General features: G+C 66.7%; 13 protein-coding genes. 9 read left to right on the top strand and 4 right to left on the bottom strand.

Annotated elements, in window-relative coordinates:
- Window positions 1-10: 10 nt before the first annotated feature.
- Complete coding sequence (locus ACYQML_RS20840; RefSeq protein WP_207411461.1) at window positions 11-655, bottom strand: MBL fold metallo-hydrolase; 645 nt, start codon at window positions 653-655, stop codon at window positions 11-13.
- Between the two features lie 196 nt (window positions 656-851).
- Between ACYQML_RS20840 and ACYQML_RS20845 the strand changes: the two genes are divergently transcribed.
- The 3 genes from ACYQML_RS20845 (at window position 852) to ACYQML_RS20855 (ending at window position 3,050) form a co-directional block, all read left to right on the top strand.
- On the top strand, window positions 852-1,001 hold the full coding sequence (locus tag ACYQML_RS20845; RefSeq protein ID WP_461233917.1) for a hypothetical protein: 150 nt from the start codon (window positions 852-854) through the stop codon (window positions 999-1,001).
- Between the two features lie 49 nt (window positions 1,002-1,050).
- Window positions 1,051-2,685 (top strand): ABC1 kinase family protein, encoded by a 1,635-nt coding sequence (locus tag ACYQML_RS20850; protein ID WP_461233918.1) that lies wholly within the window; start codon window positions 1,051-1,053, stop codon window positions 2,683-2,685.
- Window positions 2,686-2,789: 104 nt separating this feature from the next.
- Window positions 2,790-3,050 carry a DUF3892 domain-containing protein gene (locus ACYQML_RS20855; protein ID WP_461233919.1) on the top strand — a complete coding sequence of 87 codons (261 nt, stop codon included), beginning with the start codon at window positions 2,790-2,792 and terminating at the stop codon, window positions 3,048-3,050.
- Between the two features lie 89 nt (window positions 3,051-3,139).
- On the opposite strand, the gene ACYQML_RS20860 is transcribed toward ACYQML_RS20855, so the two are convergent.
- Window positions 3,140-4,807: an alpha-amylase family protein gene (locus tag ACYQML_RS20860; RefSeq protein ID WP_461233920.1), complete on the bottom strand. Its 1,668-nt coding sequence runs from the start codon at window positions 4,805-4,807 to the stop codon at window positions 3,140-3,142.
- A gap of 206 nt (window positions 4,808-5,013) precedes the next feature.
- Between ACYQML_RS20860 and ACYQML_RS20865 the strand changes: the two genes are divergently transcribed.
- Both ACYQML_RS20865 and ACYQML_RS20870 read left to right on the top strand, forming a co-directional pair.
- Entirely contained in the window at window positions 5,014-8,034 is a 3,021-nt protein-coding gene (locus ACYQML_RS20865) for a penicillin-binding protein 1A (protein ID WP_461233921.1), read from the top strand.
- Between the two features lie 42 nt (window positions 8,035-8,076).
- Complete coding sequence (locus tag ACYQML_RS20870; RefSeq protein ID WP_461233922.1) at window positions 8,077-9,144, top strand: hypothetical protein; 1,068 nt, start codon at window positions 8,077-8,079, stop codon at window positions 9,142-9,144.
- Window positions 9,145-9,359: 215 nt separating this feature from the next.
- On the opposite strand, the gene ACYQML_RS20875 is transcribed toward ACYQML_RS20870, so the two are convergent.
- Entirely contained in the window at window positions 9,360-9,566 is a 207-nt protein-coding gene (locus ACYQML_RS20875; RefSeq protein ID WP_056433311.1) for a hypothetical protein, read from the bottom strand.
- A 238-nt stretch (window positions 9,567-9,804) separates the two neighbouring features.
- On the opposite strand from ACYQML_RS20875, the gene ACYQML_RS20880 reads away from it, so the two are divergent.
- From ACYQML_RS20880 to uvrA, 4 genes are all read left to right on the top strand, one after another.
- The gene (locus tag ACYQML_RS20880; protein ID WP_056433718.1) at window positions 9,805-10,050 is read left to right on the top strand and encodes a hypothetical protein; all 246 of its coding nucleotides are present in this window, start codon (window positions 9,805-9,807) and stop codon (window positions 10,048-10,050) included.
- Window positions 10,051-10,329: 279 nt separating this feature from the next.
- Window positions 10,330-11,130, top strand: coding sequence for a Crp/Fnr family transcriptional regulator (locus ACYQML_RS20885; protein ID WP_207411491.1), 801 nt, complete (start codon window positions 10,330-10,332; stop codon window positions 11,128-11,130).
- Between the two features lie 277 nt (window positions 11,131-11,407).
- A complete protein-coding gene (locus ACYQML_RS20890; RefSeq protein ID WP_207411457.1) occupies window positions 11,408-13,291 on the top strand; it encodes a PAS domain S-box protein in 1,884 nt (627 codons plus the stop codon).
- A 384-nt stretch (window positions 13,292-13,675) separates the two neighbouring features.
- Window positions 13,676-16,678 carry an excinuclease ABC subunit UvrA gene (uvrA, locus tag ACYQML_RS20895; RefSeq protein WP_461233923.1) on the top strand — a complete coding sequence of 1,001 codons (3,003 nt, stop codon included), beginning with the start codon at window positions 13,676-13,678 and terminating at the stop codon, window positions 16,676-16,678.
- Window positions 16,679-16,685: 7 nt separating this feature from the next.
- Here the strand turns inward: uvrA and ACYQML_RS20900 are convergent, their stop codons facing one another.
- A complete protein-coding gene (locus ACYQML_RS20900; RefSeq protein WP_461223007.1) occupies window positions 16,686-16,988 on the bottom strand; it encodes a hypothetical protein in 303 nt (100 codons plus the stop codon).
- Window positions 16,989-17,140: the final 152 nt, after the last annotated feature.

The raw sequence follows: 17,140 nt of genomic DNA on the forward strand, positions 1-17,140 counted from the left end.
GTCTTCGGCTTCACTCCTGCAGGAACGGATTGGTCATCCGCTCCTCGCCCAGCGTGCTCGTGGGGCCGTGGCCGGGAATGAAGGCGATGTCGTCGCCCAGCGGCAGGACCTTGTCCTTGATGGCGCGGATGAGCTGGTCGTGGTTGCCGCCGGGCAGGTCGGTGCGGCCCACCGAGCCCTTGAACACCACGTCGCCCACCAGGGCGAAGCGCGCGTCGCGGCTGACGAAGACGACGCTGCCGGGCGAGTGGCCGGGCGCGTGCACGATGTCGAAGCCGAGCTCGCCCACGCTCACCGCGTCGCCCTCGGCGAGCCAGCGGTCCGGAATCACGGCGCGCGCACCGTCGATCCCGTAATTGGCCCCGGTCTCGGGCAGGGAATCTAGGAGATAGCGGTCCGCCTCGTGCGGGCCCTCGATCGGGACGCCGAGCCGCTCCCGCAATTCGTCGGCGCCGCCGGCATGGTCGATATGGCCATGGGTGAGCAGGATCTTCTCGATGGTGATGCCCTGGTCGCGGATCGCGGCCTCGATCCGGTCGAGGTCGCCACCGGGATCGACGACCGCGCCGATCTTGGTCTCGTCGGACCAGATCAGGGTGCAATTCTGCTGGAAGGGCGTCACCGGAATGATGCCTGCGCGGGGCGTGCCTGCCATCGGGAGCGTGTCTCCGTTTCCGTGGAACTGCGTGTCTGAGGAGGCGCCCGTCCCCGCCGCGCGTTCGTTCGCGATCGGTGGGACGCCCGTATCCGGTCCGTGTGTTTAGCTCATTTTCACGCGGAGGGGATGCCTCGCGGGGGCGATGTGCGATTCCAGGGTCGCATGGGCTGAAAAGGCGTCTGGCGCCGGGCGTGTGGCGGCGCTAATCCCGTCGGAGGCTGCCGTCCCGGTCGAGGCTGCCGTCCTGGCAAATGCGGCGGCGCTGCCAAATTTCGGCCTCGCCGTCACCCTAGACGGAGCCGCGCCGCAGATCGGCACGATCCGAACAGGCGGGCCGATCTGACTTTTCAACGCGGCCACCTTCACGCCAGACGGGGCAGTCCCTTGCGCACATGCTGAAAACCGCCTTCGTCGCCGCTCGCGACAGGCAGCGCCTGAGCGAGATCGCCGCTGTCCTGATCGGATTCGGTGTCACCAAGGTCGTGGAGCGCCTCGGCCTCGGCCATCTGGCGCGGTTCGCCAAGCGCCGCCGGCCCCACGTTGACGTGGCCCGCCTGTCCCAGCCGCAGCGCGTGCGCCGCGCGATCGAGGCCCTGGGGCCGACCTTCATCAAGCTCGGCCAGATCCTCGCCAGCCGGCCGGACCTGCTGACGCCGGAATGGACGGAGGAGCTTGAGAAGCTCCACAGCCAGGTCCGGCCGATCGCCTGGGACAAGATCCGGCCGCAGCTGGAGGCCGATCTCGGGGCGCCGCCCTCGGAGATCTTCGCCGAGTTCGACACGGTGCCGTTGGCCGCGGCCTCCATCGCCCAGGTCTACCGCGCCCGTCTGATGTCGGGCGAGGAGGTGGTGGTGAAGGTCCTGCGCCCCGGCCTGCGCAAGATCATCGAGGCGGATCTGCGTCTCCTCGCCCATGCCACCCGCATCGTGGTCGACGAGTGGCCGGAATTCGGGCGCTACCAGCCCCAGGAGCAGATGCGCCACCTCGCCGCCGGTCTCTACGGCGAGCTCGACCTCGTCAACGAGGCGCGCAACTGCGAGACCATCGCGGCGATCTTCGCCGACCGGGACGACATCGTCATCCCCAAGATCCACTGGGAGTTCACCTCCGAGCGCGTCCTCGTCCAGGAATTCATCCACGGCATCCCGCCCAACGACCATCCCCGCCTCGACGCGGCCGGGATCGACAAGGTCAAGGTCGCCCAGAAGGGCACCGACGCCTTCCTCAACATGGCGCTGATCGAGGGCGTGTTTCACGCCGATCCGCATCCCGGTAACATGCTGGTGATGCCGGGAAACCGCATCGGCTTCATCGATTTCGGCATCATCGGCCGCCTCTCCGAGCGTCGCCGCACCCAGCTCCTCATGCTGATCGGCGCCATGCTGAAGGAGGATTCCGATGGGCTGATGGCCGTCCTCCTCGACTGGACCGGATCGAGCAATCCCGATCTCACCAAGCTCGAGACCTCGTCCCAGGCTTTCATCAACCGCCATGCCGGCTCGGTGCTGAACTTCGGCGACCTCCTCACCGATTTCATGACCATGGCCCGCGAGAACGACCTCGCCATGCCCACCGACCTCGCCATCCTGTTCAAGGGATTGGTGACCGCCGATGGCGTGATGCGCCATCTCGACCCGAAATTCGACCTCTTCACCGCCGCCGGCCCGACGGTGAAGAGCAAGCTCGCGTCCCAGTTCTCTATCAAGGGCATCACCCGCAAGGTCGAGGCGGTGGGAGCGGGCCTGTTCGGAGCGGCCTCCGAACTGCCCACCCTGATTCACCTCATGCTGGTGCGCCTGAAACAGGGCCGCGTCACCGTCGAGATCGAGCTGAAGGGCATCGAGAAGCTCACCCGCGGCATCGAGCGCGCCGCCGCCCGCATCGCCGTGGCGCTCATCGTCGCCGCCTTCGCGACGCAGCTCGCCCCCCGCTTCATGGATCTCGGCACACCGGCCTTCATCACGGTGGGCGCGATGGTCTGCGTGATCGGAATCGGCTGGCTCGTGCTGCTGGGGCGGAACAAGTAGGCGGAGCCTCTACGTAAATTTCCCTTAGGTTGAAAATTGTCGTGATGTGAATACCTCAAGTTTGCTGTCGGATATGTGCGGCAAACGGAAAGGAACCATGCATCATGGCTGATCGTGCAGTGAGAAAGACGGGAAAGAATTCTCAGGGAGATATCACCTCCTTTTGCAATGATGGCGATTTCTGGTCACCCCGTTCCAAGCTGGATGCCATCGACGACATCGAACGAGGGATTCATACCTATTACGTTCCTTGGACGAGCGGGCGGACCGAGATACGGGTCGTACAGGGATCGAACGGGAAATACCTGCGCACGGATCGCGATCAGACCACCCGAAACAACCTGGACGATCTTCCGGATTGCTGATCCGAGTTGAGGCTTCGATAGGGCATTCTCGCCGAGCGCGGCAGGCAGGATCGATAGTGTCCGCCGCGCTCTCGGCCTGAGACAGGCCTTCACCCAACCCGTCGCTTCAGCGGCGCGTCGAGGCCGCCGAGCCGGAACCAGTGGTAGCCGTAGCGCTCCATCATCCGGCAGTGCCGGCCATCGTCACCCGCCTCGCTGCGACGGCCAGTGAGGAGATCGACCAGGACACGGCCCTCCGGTCCCTCTACCTCCGGTGAGAGGGAGATTTCCATCGGCGTTCCGCTGAGGTTGTGGACACAGAGCACCGAGTTGCCCTCCCAGTCGTAACGGATCGCCAGGATCGCGGGTGAGGCCGTCTCGATCACTGCGAAATCGCCCCAGCCGATCTCCGGCACCTCCTTGCGGGTGCGGATGACGCTCTCCATCCAGTTGAGCAGCGAGCCGCGGTCATGGCGCTGGCTCGCCACGTTCACGTGGTCGAAGCCGTAGGCGCCGCTCCCGATCACCGGCAGGGTCGGGGTTTCGCTCTTGGTGAAGCCTCCTTGCGCCTCGGCATTCCACTGCATCGGGGTGCGGGCGCAGTCGCGTTCCTTGAGCGAGAGGTCGTCGCCCATGCCGATCTCGTCGCCGTAGCGCAGCACCGGCGTGCCCGGCAGGGTGAACATCAGGGAATAGGCTAGCTCGATGCGCTGCTGGTCGCCGCCCAGCATCGGGGCGAGACGGCGCCGAATTCCGCGGTCGTAGAGTTGCATCCCCTTCTCCGGCCCGAACGCGGCAAAGACCGCCTGCCGTTGGGTCTCGGTGAGGCGTCCGAGATCGAGTTCGTCGTGATTGCGCAGGAACACCGCCCATTGCGCCGAATCCGGTCGGTTCCAGGTCTTGCGCATGGCCTTGGCGAGGGGACGGCCGTCGCCGGAAGCCAGCCCGTAGAAGAGAGCCTGGTTGACCTGGAAGTTGAACAGCATGTGGAGCCGGTCGGCATCGTCGCCGAAATAGTCGAGGTCCTTCTTCGGCAGGATGTTGGCCTCGCCGAGAATGATGGCGTCGCCCTGCCGCCATTGCAGGAACTCGCGAAAATCCCGCAGCATGTCGAATTGCTCTTCGGGCTCACCCGTGACCTCGGGTCCCTTCTTGGCAATGACGAAGGGCACCGCATCCATGCGGAAGCCTGAGACGCCGAGCTGGATCCAGAACCCCATGATCTTCTGGATTTCGGCCCGCACCGCCGGATGGGCGGTGTTGAGATCGGGTTGGAACGGCATGAAACGGTGGAAGTAATAGGCTCCCGCCTTGGCGTCGCGAGTCCAGGTCGTGGTCTGGACGCCGGGGAACACCATGCCCTCGTCCGCATGCGGCGGCCTGGATTTCGACCAGACGTACCAGTCGCGGTGAGGGGAATCCGGGTCCGATCGTGCCGACTGGAACCAGGGATGCTGGTCCGACGTGTGGTTGACCACCAGATCGATGAGGACGCGCAGGCCCCTCTGCTTGGCCGCGTGGGTAAATGCGACGAAGTCGCCGAGCGAGCCGTAATCCGGGTCGACGCCATAGTAATCGGTGATGTCGTAGCCGCCGTCGCGCTTCGGCGAAGGCTGGAACGGCATGAGCCAGATCGCCGTGATGCCCATGCCCTGCAGGTAATCGAGCCGGCGCTCCAGTCCGACGAAGTCGCCGATGCCGTCGCCGTTGCCGTCGAGGAAGGACCGGACGGACAGGCAGTAGACGACCGCGTTCTTGTACCAAAGGTCCTTGATCATGCGACGCAGGTCTCCGGAGGGCCGCGCCGGCGGGCGCATCCGCCTGCAACGTCGCCGGGGACGGAAGCGTTGCGGGAGGCCGGTCCGGTGCCGGTCTCCTTAAATCAGCCGCCTTGTGCATCCCATCTTGGGCTGAGTGCGTTGCGGCTGCCGATCCTGTCGTCCGTGCCCTGTGACGCGTCCTGGATTTCGGTGCCCGCTCCTCGATGAACATCATCCTGATCAAGCTGTTCGCGACGGCGCTGACGCTCAGTCAGGTGACGACGCGGCCGGATGCCGTGAAGACGCAGTTCGATCCGGTGGCCGACAAGGGCCAAGTGGTGCAGATCCTGCGCGACGGCTGCGCCCATATGCGGAAAGCCTTCGACATCGAGGACATCAACCTCGACGAGCTGATCTCCACCGCGATGGAGGACCCCTCGGCCATCGCCGGTGCCTCCGCGCCGAAGCTCCTGCACGGGCTCGATATCGGCGAGCTCAACACGAGCTACCGGCAGTTCTGCAAGGGCGAGAACCCGGCGAACTCGCCCTTCGACGCGGGTGAGGTGATCGCGTTCTACAACAAGGCCGTGGCCGACCTGCCCTCGGCGCAGGACCTGAAGGACCGCAAGCTGCCCGGCGCCAGCCTGATCCTCGATGGGGCCGGCAAGCGCTACGCCGAGGCGTTCGAGGCCAACGGGCGCCGCCTCAGCGTGCCGATCTCCGACGTGCCGGTGATGGTGCAAAAGGCGTTCGTGGCGGCCGAGGACAAGCGCTTCGAGACCCACAAGGGCATCGACGAGCGCGGCGTCATCCGGGCCTTCATCGGCAACCTCGCCTCGCCGGGGAGGCCGGCCGGCGGCTCCACCATCACCCAGCAGGTGGTCAAGAACCTGTCGGTGGGTGACGACGTCACCTATGAGCGCAAGATCCGCGAGATGATCGTGGCCTCGCGCCTGGAGCGGATCCTCGGCAAACCGCAGATCCTCGAACTCTACCTCAACGGGATCTATCTCGGCCGCGGCTCCTACGGGATCGAGATGGCCGCGCGGAGCTATTTCGGGAAATCGGTGGGGCAGCTCACCGTGCCGGAGGCGGCGCTGCTGGGCGGCATGCCGAAGGGGCCGAACTTCTACAATCCGGACAAGTATCCCGACCGCGCCAAGGAGCGCCGCGCCTATGTGCTGGCGCGGATGAAGGACGAGGGCGTCATCACCGAGGCGCAGCTGACCGAGGCGGCCAACGCGCCCCTCGGGTTGAAGCCGATCGAGACCACGCGGCGGGATTCGGGGTTCTACTTCGTCGATCACCTGACCCGCGAGGCGCGTACCTTCGCGGGCATCGACTCGCTCACCTCCGCTTCCCACGTGGTCCGCTCCACCATCAATGCCGGCCTCCAGACCGCCGTGGAATCCGCCCTGCAGGACGGGCTCGCCACTTACGAGCGCGCCACCGGGCGCCAGCGCTACGAGGGGCCGGAATTCAACCTCGTCGACAGCATCGCCAAGCTCGGCGGGGCGACGCCTGCCGTGGAAGGATCGGTCCAGTCGGTGCCGCTCGTCGTCGGCGGCGAGGCGAAGCCCAGATCGGCCGCGGACAAGCCTGCGGCGGCCACCGGGCCGAAGCCCGTGCTGCAGAAACCCGTCTGGCAGCGTGCCCTGGAGAGCGCGCGGCCCGTGCTCTACGACGTGCATTGGCCGCTCGCCGTGGTGCTCGAATCCGGGCGCGGACCGGTGAAGGCGGGGCTCGCCGACGGGCGCATCGTCAGCCTCGATCCCGGCATCGCCAAGGGCCGACTGCAGACCTACGACGTGGTGCGGGTGAAGCTGCGCGACCCGAAGGCTAAGGCTCTCCGCGCGGAGCTGCGCGTGCGCCCCTCCGTCCAGGGCGCGGCCCTGGTGCTGGAGAACCGCACCGGGCGCATCCTCGCCATGGATGGGGGCTTCTCCTACCCGCTGAGCCAGCTCAACCGGGTGACGCAGACTGTGCGCCAGCCTGGCTCGACCCTGAAGCCGCTGACCTATCTCGCCGCGCTGAACGCCGGCCTGCAGCCCAACACCCTGGTGATGGATGCCAGCGTGACCTTGCCGCCCATCGGCGGTGTCGGCCAGTCCTGGAGCCCGAAGAACTACGATGGCGGCGGGTCGGGCGCGACGACCCTTCGGCGCGGGCTCGAATTCTCGAAGAACCTCGTCACCGCGCGCCTGCTCCAGGGCGGCATCGCCGATACGCCGCCCGCGAGCCTCACCCGCGTCTGCGACCTCGCGCTCGAAGCGCAGCTCTATGCCGAATGCGAGCGCTACTATCCGTTCGTCCTTGGCTCGCAGCCGGTCCGCATGGTCGATCTCGCTGCCTTCTACGCGGCCGTGGCCAACGAGGGCGCGCGGCCGGCGCCCTACGCGCTGGAGGCGGTGGAGCGCGACGGCACGGTTTTGTACAAGCGCGAGCCGAAGGAGCCGGTGCGGATCGGTTCGGCCGACAGGGTGGCCTTCTATCAGCTGAAGACCATGCTGCAGGGTGTCACCAACCACGGCACCGCGGCGGCCCTCGCCCGCTTCTCCGGCTCCATCGCCGGCAAGACCGGCACGTCCGAGAACGAGAACGACGCCTGGTTCGCCGGTTTCACCAACGAGATCACCATCGTGGTCTGGGTCGGCTACGACAATGCCGATGGTACCCGTCGGACCCTGGGACGCGGCCAGACCGGCGGGCATCTCGCGGTGCCGATCGCCGGCACCATCCTGCAGGCCGCCTGGGCCAACGGCGTGGCGCGCACTCCCCTCGCCCCGCCCTCCCCGGAGGCGAAACGTGACCTCGCCGATTTGCCCATCGACGCCCGCAGCGGTGAGCGTGTCGCGGGGGGCGGCTTCCTCGAGCATTTCCGGCTGAGCAACGGTCGCGTGGCCGACACGCAGTACCAGTTGCTGCCGCGCGAGGTGCAGACCGCCATGCGGCCGGATTCCGAGGACGGCGACACTGGCGGCCTCGACGACGGCGCCGACGTGGTGGGCGACCTGTACGGCAACCTCACCACCCGGCGCGGGGCCGAGCCGGACCCCCTCGACCCCTTCGGCGAGAGGCCGGCGCAGCCGCGCGGCCGCCGGGCGCAGGGGGATGGCTATGGCTACGAGGGGTCGCGGAGCCCGGCATGGCCCGGCACCCAGCGCTCGCCCTTCGGCGAGGACGAGCCTCCCCGCGCTCGCCGCCGCGATCCCGACTACCTGTTCGGCGACGACCCGCGCTACTGAGGCGCGGATCCCCTCCCCTCATCAGCAAACCGAGGCCCCGACGTGAAGACGCAGCTTCCGGCGACACGTGTCCTTGTCCAGATTCTTGGCCTCCTGCCCGTCCTGGCACTCGGCCTCCCCGCCTCCGCGCAGGAAGGGATGAAGGTCCAGGTCCCCGCCGACCGGATCAAGGAGGTTCCCGCCATCGAGCCGTCGGGCCTTGCTGCCCTCAAGCCGGGCACGATCCTGTTCACCGACCACCGGGACAATCCGGCGAACCCCGAGAGCGGCCTGACGCCCTATCTCGAATGGCGAAAGCTGCGCCCGGCCGAGCAGGCGGCCCTGGCGCCCTACCCCGCCTATGCCGAGCCCGATTACAGCGTGACGCTCAACGGCGTCTCGAAGCAGCGGCACGAGACCCTGAAGGTCTATGTGGCGCAGGGGCGGTTCGTGGTGGCCAAGCCCGCGGAGTCCATCGACCTGTCGGCCTTCGCCAATCTCGGCTTCGTGTCCAAGATGGACCCCGTCATCAAGCACAAGACCCTGAGCCCCACCGAGGTGACGCCGACCAAGGACCCGGCCGCCGCCTTCGCCCGCCGCCCGGACCGGGCCTGGTGCGAGGGCGCTGCCGCCTGCATCGAATCCCGCTACGACCTCGAGGGCAAGCTGCCGCTGGGCGTGAAGCTCGCCAACAAGCTGGAGGACGGCGCCTCGAAGAAGGTCGCCGAGTTCGTCTCGTTCCAGAGCGAGCTGCGGACCCTGCCGGCGGCCGAAGCGGCCTCGCTCGCGGCGCTCACGCGCGTCGACACGCCGGTGGCCGGCGGCCTCGAACAGACGATCTTCTGGGTCAACCAGATCCTGCGCTTCGGCAAGTTCCTCGCCGTGTTCCAGCCGATGCCGAACGACCCCGGCAAGACGGTGGTGACGACCTACATGGCGCTGGCGATCAAGGCCGATGTCCTCGACCGCAAGCAGGAATATGCCCGCGTGCCGGTGCTGAAGAACCTGCTCCCGGCCCAGGTGCTGATGGGCAATTCGTCCTTCAACACCGGCACGTCGATCAGTGCCGGCCTGCCGACCTATGCCCGCAACCGCATGATCGCCTTCGCGGACGCCCTGGCCAAGAACTGAGGGGCGAGTGTCGGAGCCTGTTCGATTGGATTTTTCGACGAATTTCCATTCCAGGATCGATCATCCAATCAGACCTCCTCATCCTGATGTGCCCGCATCAGCGGGCCTCGAAGGAGGCCTCCAGTGCTCGCGTAATCCGTGGAGGGCTCCTTCGAGGCCGCTCCGCGGCGCCTCAGGATGAGGTAAGGCCTTGGACGAGCAACGCGAGCAGGCTCTCAGTTGCCGCGGCTGACGATGGAGGGCATCGACGGGGCGGTGTAGGCGCGGTTCACGTCGCGGCGGGTCTGGGTGCCGTTGGTGTCGTTGGAGCGGCGGAAATTCTCGGTGCTGAAACTGTCCGAGAAGCCGCTGCGGTCGGCGCTGTTGCAGGCCCCGAGGGCACAGAGCAGGCCGACGGCGAAGAGGACGGGGATGGGACGCATCGGAAGTTCCTGGGAGTCTGGTCCGGTTGGACCGATCGGGTCTTTCGTGGTGCCGGGTTGGCCCTCGCGTCAAGCACAAGGATAACGAACCGTCTCAGCTTACGGGCAGAGTGATGTTCTCGCGCCACGAAAACGCTCACTACGCTTGACGGCTTTCGGGCATGGGGGCCGCAATCACGCGGATTTAGCCTCCTTGGATCTGGTGCTCGGGCCGGCCTTGGGCGACACCTTGTCCAACATGAGCAACGTGGTCCCCTTCTCCCGCCCCCCCGCCGCCGCACCACAGATCTCCAATGTGGTCGCCGTCGCCGACGATCTGTTCGCCGCCCTTGAGCTGCTTCAGGGCGTCGCCCACCGTGCCGCCGCCATGGGCCGTCCCCGCAGGGAGATGGAGCTCACCGTCCGCAACCTGCGCGAAGCGGTCAGCGCCGTGGAGCGGGCCCTCGACTGCATCGGCGAAGGCGACGAGGCCGGCCAGGGCTGAACCGACACCGCGCCCGAGCGTGATGCGCGCAGGCGCCGTCTTGCCTACGGCTACGGCATTCTACATTTTTCGCGGGAAGCGCCGTCCCGCCCTGCTCCCCCTTGTGGGGAGGATTTGGAGGTGGGGGTGGTTGGGTGACCCTGATGCTGCGGAGGCTGGCGGAGCCACACTCGAATCCGCCGCGACGACAAGATTTTTCGCTACCTTCGTCAACTAGTGGACAGACGCCTTGGCGGTGATAAGCTAAGCGCGAGACAGAAGGTGAACACAGCGCATCAGATGCTCCCGTCGACAGAGTCCTTCATCGAAGGCAATCTCCTGCTGAAGGCGCTGTCCCGGGAGGATCGCGGGCTTCTCATGCCCTATTTCGAACCGACCGTCGTTCGGCGCGGGGAGGTTCTGTTCTCCGTCGGGTCCCGGGTCTCGTACATCTCCTTTCCTTGCGATCAGACGGTCATCAACCTGATCGTCTCCATGCGGGACGGCCGGAGCGCCGAGACGGCCACGATCGGCCGGGAGGGCGCCGTGGGCGGCGTCGTCAGTCACGGCAGCCTTCCGGCGTTCAGTACGGCCCTGGTGCAGATCGGCGGACCGGTCCTCAGGCTCGATGCCGCGAAATTGCAGGACGCCAAGCTTCGCTCGACCACGCTGCGCAACCTCTTCACCCGTTACGCCGATTGCCTCCTCGGCCAGGTGCTGCAATCCGTGGCGTGCAACGCCCTCCACCCGATCGAGGAGCGATGCCTGCGCTGGCTGCTGACGCTGCAGGACAGGATTGGCACCGAAACGCTTCCCGTGACCCACGAACTCCTGGCCAACATGCTGGGCGTGCAGCGGACCTACCTGACCCGGATCCTGCGCACCCTGCAGGTACAGGGGCTGATCGAGGTGGGTCGCGGCCGTATCACCATTCTCGACCGGGCCAAGATCCAGGAGGCGGCCTGCGAGTGCCATGGCGCCGTGGTGAGCCATTTCGAGACCGTGCTCGGGGCCGTCTACGATGCCGACGGGCGGATGCTCTTCGTCGATCCTCCGACGCAGCCGAGCCAGGACGATCCCGTCCCGGCAGCGGCTGTCTGAGGCGGCATCGCTCGATGTCCGCTCGGGGGGACGAGGCTTTCCGATCCCGGGCACAGGTGCCGGGTCAAGTCTCCGATCCGAGTTCGATACGCTGTGGGTGGGGAGGATCTCGCGAAATCTCGTGGCGAGACTTGTTCGTTGCGAGGTCCGACTGCATTTCATGTGATGGCGATCGACGGAATCAGACCCGCATCCGATGACCACTGCGAATGTACCTCCACCCCTCCGAGGGAGTCGTCGCGATCTTCCTTCGCCGGTAAGGACGGCGGCCGGTGGTATGACCGACGGTGCCGTTGGCATCGGCGATGGTGCCGCCTCCCTCGATCGGTGGTCGACCGACGAGCGCTATCGCCTCGTGGCCAGGGCGACCAACGATGTCGTCTGGGATTGGGACCTGCTGCGCGACGCCATCCTGTGGAACGAGGCGCTCGAGACGTCCTATGGCTGGCGGCCTGCCCATATCGGTCCCGGCTCCGACTGGTGGCTCGGCAACATCCATCCCGATGACCGCGCCATCGTCTCCGCCGGGCTGAATGCCTTCCTCGACGGAGGCTCGGACAGGTGGAGCTGCCAGTACCGTTTCCTCAAGGGAGACGGGGCCTATGCCGACGTGCTGGACCGCGGATATCTCGTCCGCGATGCTTTGGGCGCGCCGGTGCGGATGGTCGGCGCGATGCTCGACGTCACCGTCAGAAGCCAGTTGGAGGCACAATTCCGCGCGGTCTTCGAGGGTGCCAATATCGGGATCGTCCAGTTCGATCCCCGCAGCGTCCTGGCGCTCAGGGTCAACGCCAAGCTCTGCGAGATCTGGGGTGCGCCGGAATCCGAGATCGTCGGTCGCTCCCTCGCCCAATGGACCCCCGCCGAGGATGCGGATGCGCGCGACGACCTGCATCGCCGCCTCGCCACCGGCGAGACCCTGCAGGACCGGTTCGAGAAGCGCTACCGGAGACGCGACGGCCGGATCATCTGGGCGAGGGTGAACCTCGTCTCCCAGACCCTGGGTGACGCCGTTCACGCCATGGCGATGATCGAGGACATCACCGAGGAGAAACGCGCGGATGCCCGTCGCGAGGCGCTGATCAGCCTGGGCGACCGCCTGCGCGAATTGCGCTCGAACGCCGATGTCGTGGCCATGACGGCGGAGATCCTGGGCCGCGCCCTTGGGGCGACGCGGGCCGGCTACGGCATGGTCGACCTTCCGGCGGGGCTGGTGACGGTAGCGCATTCCTGGTCCTCGGACGGACAGACTTTTCCGAGCCGGACCCTGCGGCTCGAGGAATTTCCCGCCAGTATCGCCGGCCTGCGGCGCGGCGAGATCCTCGCGGTGGACGATCTCGCGACCTCCCCCGACCTCGATAGCGATGCGGAACTCTACATCGCGGAGGGTGTGCAGGCGGTGATCTCCGTCCCCCTGCTCCAGCGCGGTCGCCTCGTCGGCGTGCTCTATGCGACGGAGGCCTCGCCGCGCTCCTGGACGCCGCACGAGATCGCCTTCGTCCGCGAGGTGGCGGAACGGGCCTGGAGCAGCCTGATCCGGATCGAGGCGGACGAGCAGCAGCGGATTCTCAACCGCGAACTCAGCCACCGCATGAAGAACACCCTCGCGATGGTTCAGGCGATCGCCTCGCAGAGTCTGCGCAACGTCACCGATGTGGAAGCGGCCAAGCATGCCTTGGCCGCGCGCCTGATCGCCCTCGGGAATGCCCACGACATCCTGCTGACCGGAGAGCGCGAGAGCGCCGCCATCTCGACGATCCTGCAGAGCGCCCTGTCCCTTCACGACGACCAGCAGCCGGGGCGGTTCGATCTGTCGGGGCCCGAGATCGTCATCGGCTCCAAGGCGGCCCTGTCGCTCGCCCTGATGATGCACGAACTCGCCACCAATGCCGCCAAATACGGCGCCCTTTCCAGGCCGGACGGCCGCGTCGTCGTGGAATGGCGGGTGGTCGTGGCGGGAGACGACGACTCGATCCACCTCACATGGTCCGAGCATGGCGGGCCACCCGTGAACCCCCCGACACGGAAGGGCTTCGGCTCACGGCTCATCGAACGCGGGCTCGCCGGCGCCGTCGGCGGCGAGGTCTCCCTCGCCTACGAGCCGGATGGGCTGATCTGCCGGGTCGTCGCGCCCCTCGGCGGGTTTCAGACGAGCGTCTAGGGCGTTCTGCGCCGAAGTGGTTGCCGGTTCGGCGAGCAGGAGCGCGGCAAACGAAGGCCTGGAAATGCTCGCCGACCCATCGCGGTCGGGGGCCGCCCCAGCAGAGGAGCGCGTCCCACTTCCATGGTGCGTTCGGCCGCGAGAGCTTGGCGAGCGTCCGCCCGAGCGCGGAATTCAGCGCCGATATTGTAGCTGTACGCATTTTGTTCTAGCTGGGTGGCGGATATGCGTGGCGTGCGTCTTGCCCGCCCGGCCCGTGCGCCCGACATGGCGACCGGTGGCGGGACCGTTGTCATCGACCTCGCCGCATGACGTGCCGGAGACGATCCCCGCGCGTCGTCGCCGATCCTCCTTTCCGCCAAGTCCTGCCGCCGAAGAGACCCAATGGCCAAAGCAAAAGCCGCCGCCAAGACACCACGGGGCCTGAAGAGCCAAGCGGCGCAGGCACAGGAAGAGAGCGTCGAGGCGCGGATCGAGAAGCTGTTCGAGGGTAGCCCCGACCGTCGCGTCATCGCCGTCCGGGGCGCGCGCGAGCACAACCTCAGGAACATCGATCTCACGATTCCGCGCGATAAGCTGGTGGTCTTCACCGGCCTCTCGGGGTCGGGCAAGTCGTCGCTCGCCTTCGACACGATTTATGCGGAAGGCCAGCGCCGCTACGTCGAATCGCTCTCGGCCTATGCCCGTCAGTTCCTCGAGATGATGTCGAAACCAGACGTCGATCAGATCGACGGGCTCTCGCCGGCCATCTCCATCGAGCAGAAGACGACGTCGAAGAACCCGCGCTCCACTGTGGGGACCGTCACCGAGATCTACGATTACATGCGCCTGCTCTGGGCGCGGGTCGGCATCCCCTACTCGCCCGCCACCGGCCTGCCGATCGAGAGCCAGACCGTGAGCCAGATGGTCGACCGGGTGCTGGCCCTGCCGGAGAAGAGCCGGCTCTATCTCCTCGCCCCCGTGGTTCGGGGCCGGAAGGGCGAGTACCGCAAGGAGATCGCCGAGTTCCAGAAGAAGGGCTTCCAGCGTCTTCGCATCGACGGCGAATACTACCCGATCGACGATGCGCCGAAGCTCGACAAGAAGCTCAAGCACGATATCGACGTGGTGGTGGACCGGCTCGTGGTGCGGGCCGACATCGCCGCGCGTCTCGCCGATTCCTTCGAGACCGCCCTGGAACTGGCCGACGGCATCGCGCTGATCGAATTCGCCGATCCGGCCGAGGGCGAGACCATCACCTTCTCGTCGCGCTTCGCCTGCCCGGTCTCGGGGTTCACGATCGCCGAGATCGAGCCGCGCCTGTTCTCGTTCAACAACCCGTTCGGCGCCTGCCCGACCTGCGGCGGCATCGGCCACGAGATGCGGATCGACCCCGAACTGGTCATCTCCGACGTCAAGCTCAGCCTCAAGCGCGGTGCCGTCGGCCCCTGGGCGAAATCGACCTCGCCCTACTACGGCCAGACCCTGGACGCCCTGGCGGGGCATTACGGTTTCAAGACCACGTCGCCCTGGTCGGGCTTGCCCGAGACGGCGCACAAGGTCATCCTCTACGGCTCCGGCCGCGAGTCGATCCGCTTTGCCTATAACGACGGCATGCGTGCCTACGAGGTGAACAAGCCGTTCGAGGGCGTCATCCCGAACCTGGAGCGGCGCTACAAGGAGACCGAGAGCGACGCCTCGCGCGAGGACATCGCCCGGTTCATGAGCGAGACCCCTTGCGCCTCCTGCGGCGGCAAGCGCCTCAAGATCGAGGCTTTGGCGGTGAAGGTCGCGATGCAGGATATCGGCGACGTCACCGCGCTCTCCGTACGCGAGGCGCATCGCTGGTTCTCCGAACTGTCGGAGAAGCTGACGCCGAAGCAGAACGAGATCGCCTTCCGCATCCTGAAGGAGATCCGCGACCGTCTGACCTTCCTGGTCGATGTCGGCCTCGACTACCTCACCCTGGCGCGCGGCTCGGGCTCGCTCTCGGGTGGCGAGAGCCAGCGCATCCGCCTCGCCTCGCAGATCGGCTCCGGGCTGACGGGGGTGCTCTACGTCCTCGACGAGCCCTCCATCGGCCTGCACCAGCGCGATAACGAGCGCTTGCTCGGCACGCTGAAGCGCCTGCGCGACCTCGGCAATTCCGTCATCGTCGTCGAACACGACGAGGATGCGATCCTCCAGGCCGATTACGTCGTCGATGTCGGCCCCGGTGCCGGGATCCATGGCGGGCAGATCATCGCGCAGGGCACCCCCGAGGAGGTGCTGAAGAACCCCGCCTCGCTCACCGCCAAGTACCTGACGGGCGAGATGAGTGTGCGGGTGCCCACAGCCCGGCGCAAGACGAAGAAGGGCAAGCTCACCCTCGTCGGCGCGCGGGGCAACAACCTGAAGGATGTGAGCGTCGAGATTCCGCTCGGAACCTTCACCTGCGTCTCGGGCGTCTCGGGCGGCGGCAAGTCCACCCTCATCATCGACACGCTCTACAAGGCGGTGGCCAAATCCCTCAACGGCGCGATGGAGCACCCGGCTCCGTTCGAGCGTCTCGACGGGCTGGAGAATCTCGACAAGGTCATCGACATCGACCAATCGCCCATCGGGCGCACGCCGCGCTCTAACCCGGCGACCTATACCGGCGCCTTCACCCCGATCCGCGACTGGTTCGCGGGCCTGCCGGAGGCGAAGGCGCGCGGCTACCAGGCCGGCCGCTTCTCCTTCAACGTGAAGGGCGGGCGCTGTGAGGCCTGCTCGGGCGACGGCGTCATCAAGATCGAGATGCACTTCCTGCCGGACGTCTATGTCACCTGCGACGTGTGCAAGGGCCGCCGCTACGACCGCGAGACCCTGGAGGTGAAGTACCGCAACCATTCCATCGCGGACGTGCTCGACATGACCGTCGAAGAGGCGGCGGACCTGTTCAAGGCGGTGCCGACGATCCGCGAGAAGATGGAGACCCTGGCGCGGGTCGGCCTCGGCTACGTCAAGGTCGGCCAGCAGGCCACCACCCTGTCGGGCGGCGAGGCGCAGCGGGTGAAGCTATCGAAGGAGCTCTCCAAACGGGCCACCGGCCGCACCCTCTACATCCTCGACGAGCCGACCACGGGCCTTCACTTCCACGATGTCGCCAAGCTCATGGAGGTGCTCCACGAACTCGTGGACCAGGGCAACACCGTCGTGGTGATCGAGCACAACCTCGAAGTCATCAAGACCGCCGACTGGGTCATCGACATGGGCCCCGAGGGTGGCGATGGCGGCGGAATCGTCGTGGCCGAAGGGACGCCGGAGCAGATCGCCAAATCGAAGGCGAGCCATACCGGTCGGTTCCTGCGCGACGTGCTGGCCCGCCGGCCGCTCGCCGAGGCGACCGCCAGCGTGGTTGCGAAGGGCCGTAGCGCGGCGGAATAGGCAGGCTTCACGCGCCGGCCGAGCGTGATTCGTCCGGCGCGGGGAACCGGGGCTCTGTTGCGGCGCACAGGCTGCCTGCGATCAGGAATTGCGATGCGCAAACCGCCTCCCGCGTTTGCGCAATCGTCCCGTTGATACAGTCGCTCGCAACAGCTTGATGGCCCAGCGTTATTTTGCCGATGCGTTGCTCAATGCGACGCCATGCCCAAGGCAATTCTGCCGAGAAAGTTAACAAAACCTTGCGCTGCAGCGCGCCCAAATTGCGGCTTTTCCGCAACGGTGGATTTGGAACTGCCTCGATCCGAAGCATTGGACTGTCATTCCGATCCGACCTGTAGAATAGTTCTCAGCGTTGAGACACGAATTCGGGCCGCAAGGGGGGCCCTACGCACAAAAAGCCAGGAAGCCGCAAGAATGCGGCGCTCGGCAAGATGGTGCGTAGGTCTGCGCGGCGAGTGCCTG

This window comes from Methylobacterium sp. CM6244, assembly GCF_054817885.1.

Excerpts from the sequence above, each read along its gene's own strand:
- ACYQML_RS20865 (WP_461233921.1), top strand. The coding sequence starts at position 5,014 with ATGAACATCATCCTGATCAAGCTGTTCGCGACGGCGCTGACGCTCAGT.
- ACYQML_RS20900 (WP_461223007.1), bottom strand. The coding sequence starts at position 16,988 with ATGCTTCGGATCGAGGCAGTTCCAAATCCACCGTTGCGGAAAAGCCGC.
- ACYQML_RS20860 (WP_461233920.1), bottom strand. The coding sequence starts at position 4,807 with ATGATCAAGGACCTTTGGTACAAGAACGCGGTCGTCTACTGCCTGTCC.
- ACYQML_RS20890 (WP_207411457.1), top strand. The coding sequence starts at position 11,408 with ATGACCGACGGTGCCGTTGGCATCGGCGATGGTGCCGCCTCCCTCGAT.
- uvrA (WP_461233923.1), top strand. The coding sequence starts at position 13,676 with ATGGCCAAAGCAAAAGCCGCCGCCAAGACACCACGGGGCCTGAAGAGC.
- ACYQML_RS20855 (WP_461233919.1), top strand. The coding sequence starts at position 2,790 with ATGGCTGATCGTGCAGTGAGAAAGACGGGAAAGAATTCTCAGGGAGAT.
- ACYQML_RS20875 (WP_056433311.1), bottom strand. The coding sequence starts at position 9,566 with ATGCGTCCCATCCCCGTCCTCTTCGCCGTCGGCCTGCTCTGTGCCCTC.
- ACYQML_RS20850 (WP_461233918.1), top strand. The coding sequence starts at position 1,051 with ATGCTGAAAACCGCCTTCGTCGCCGCTCGCGACAGGCAGCGCCTGAGC.
- ACYQML_RS20840 (WP_207411461.1), bottom strand. The coding sequence starts at position 655 with ATGGCAGGCACGCCCCGCGCAGGCATCATTCCGGTGACGCCCTTCCAG.
- ACYQML_RS20885 (WP_207411491.1), top strand. The coding sequence starts at position 10,330 with ATGCTCCCGTCGACAGAGTCCTTCATCGAAGGCAATCTCCTGCTGAAG.
- ACYQML_RS20880 (WP_056433718.1), top strand. The coding sequence starts at position 9,805 with ATGAGCAACGTGGTCCCCTTCTCCCGCCCCCCCGCCGCCGCACCACAG.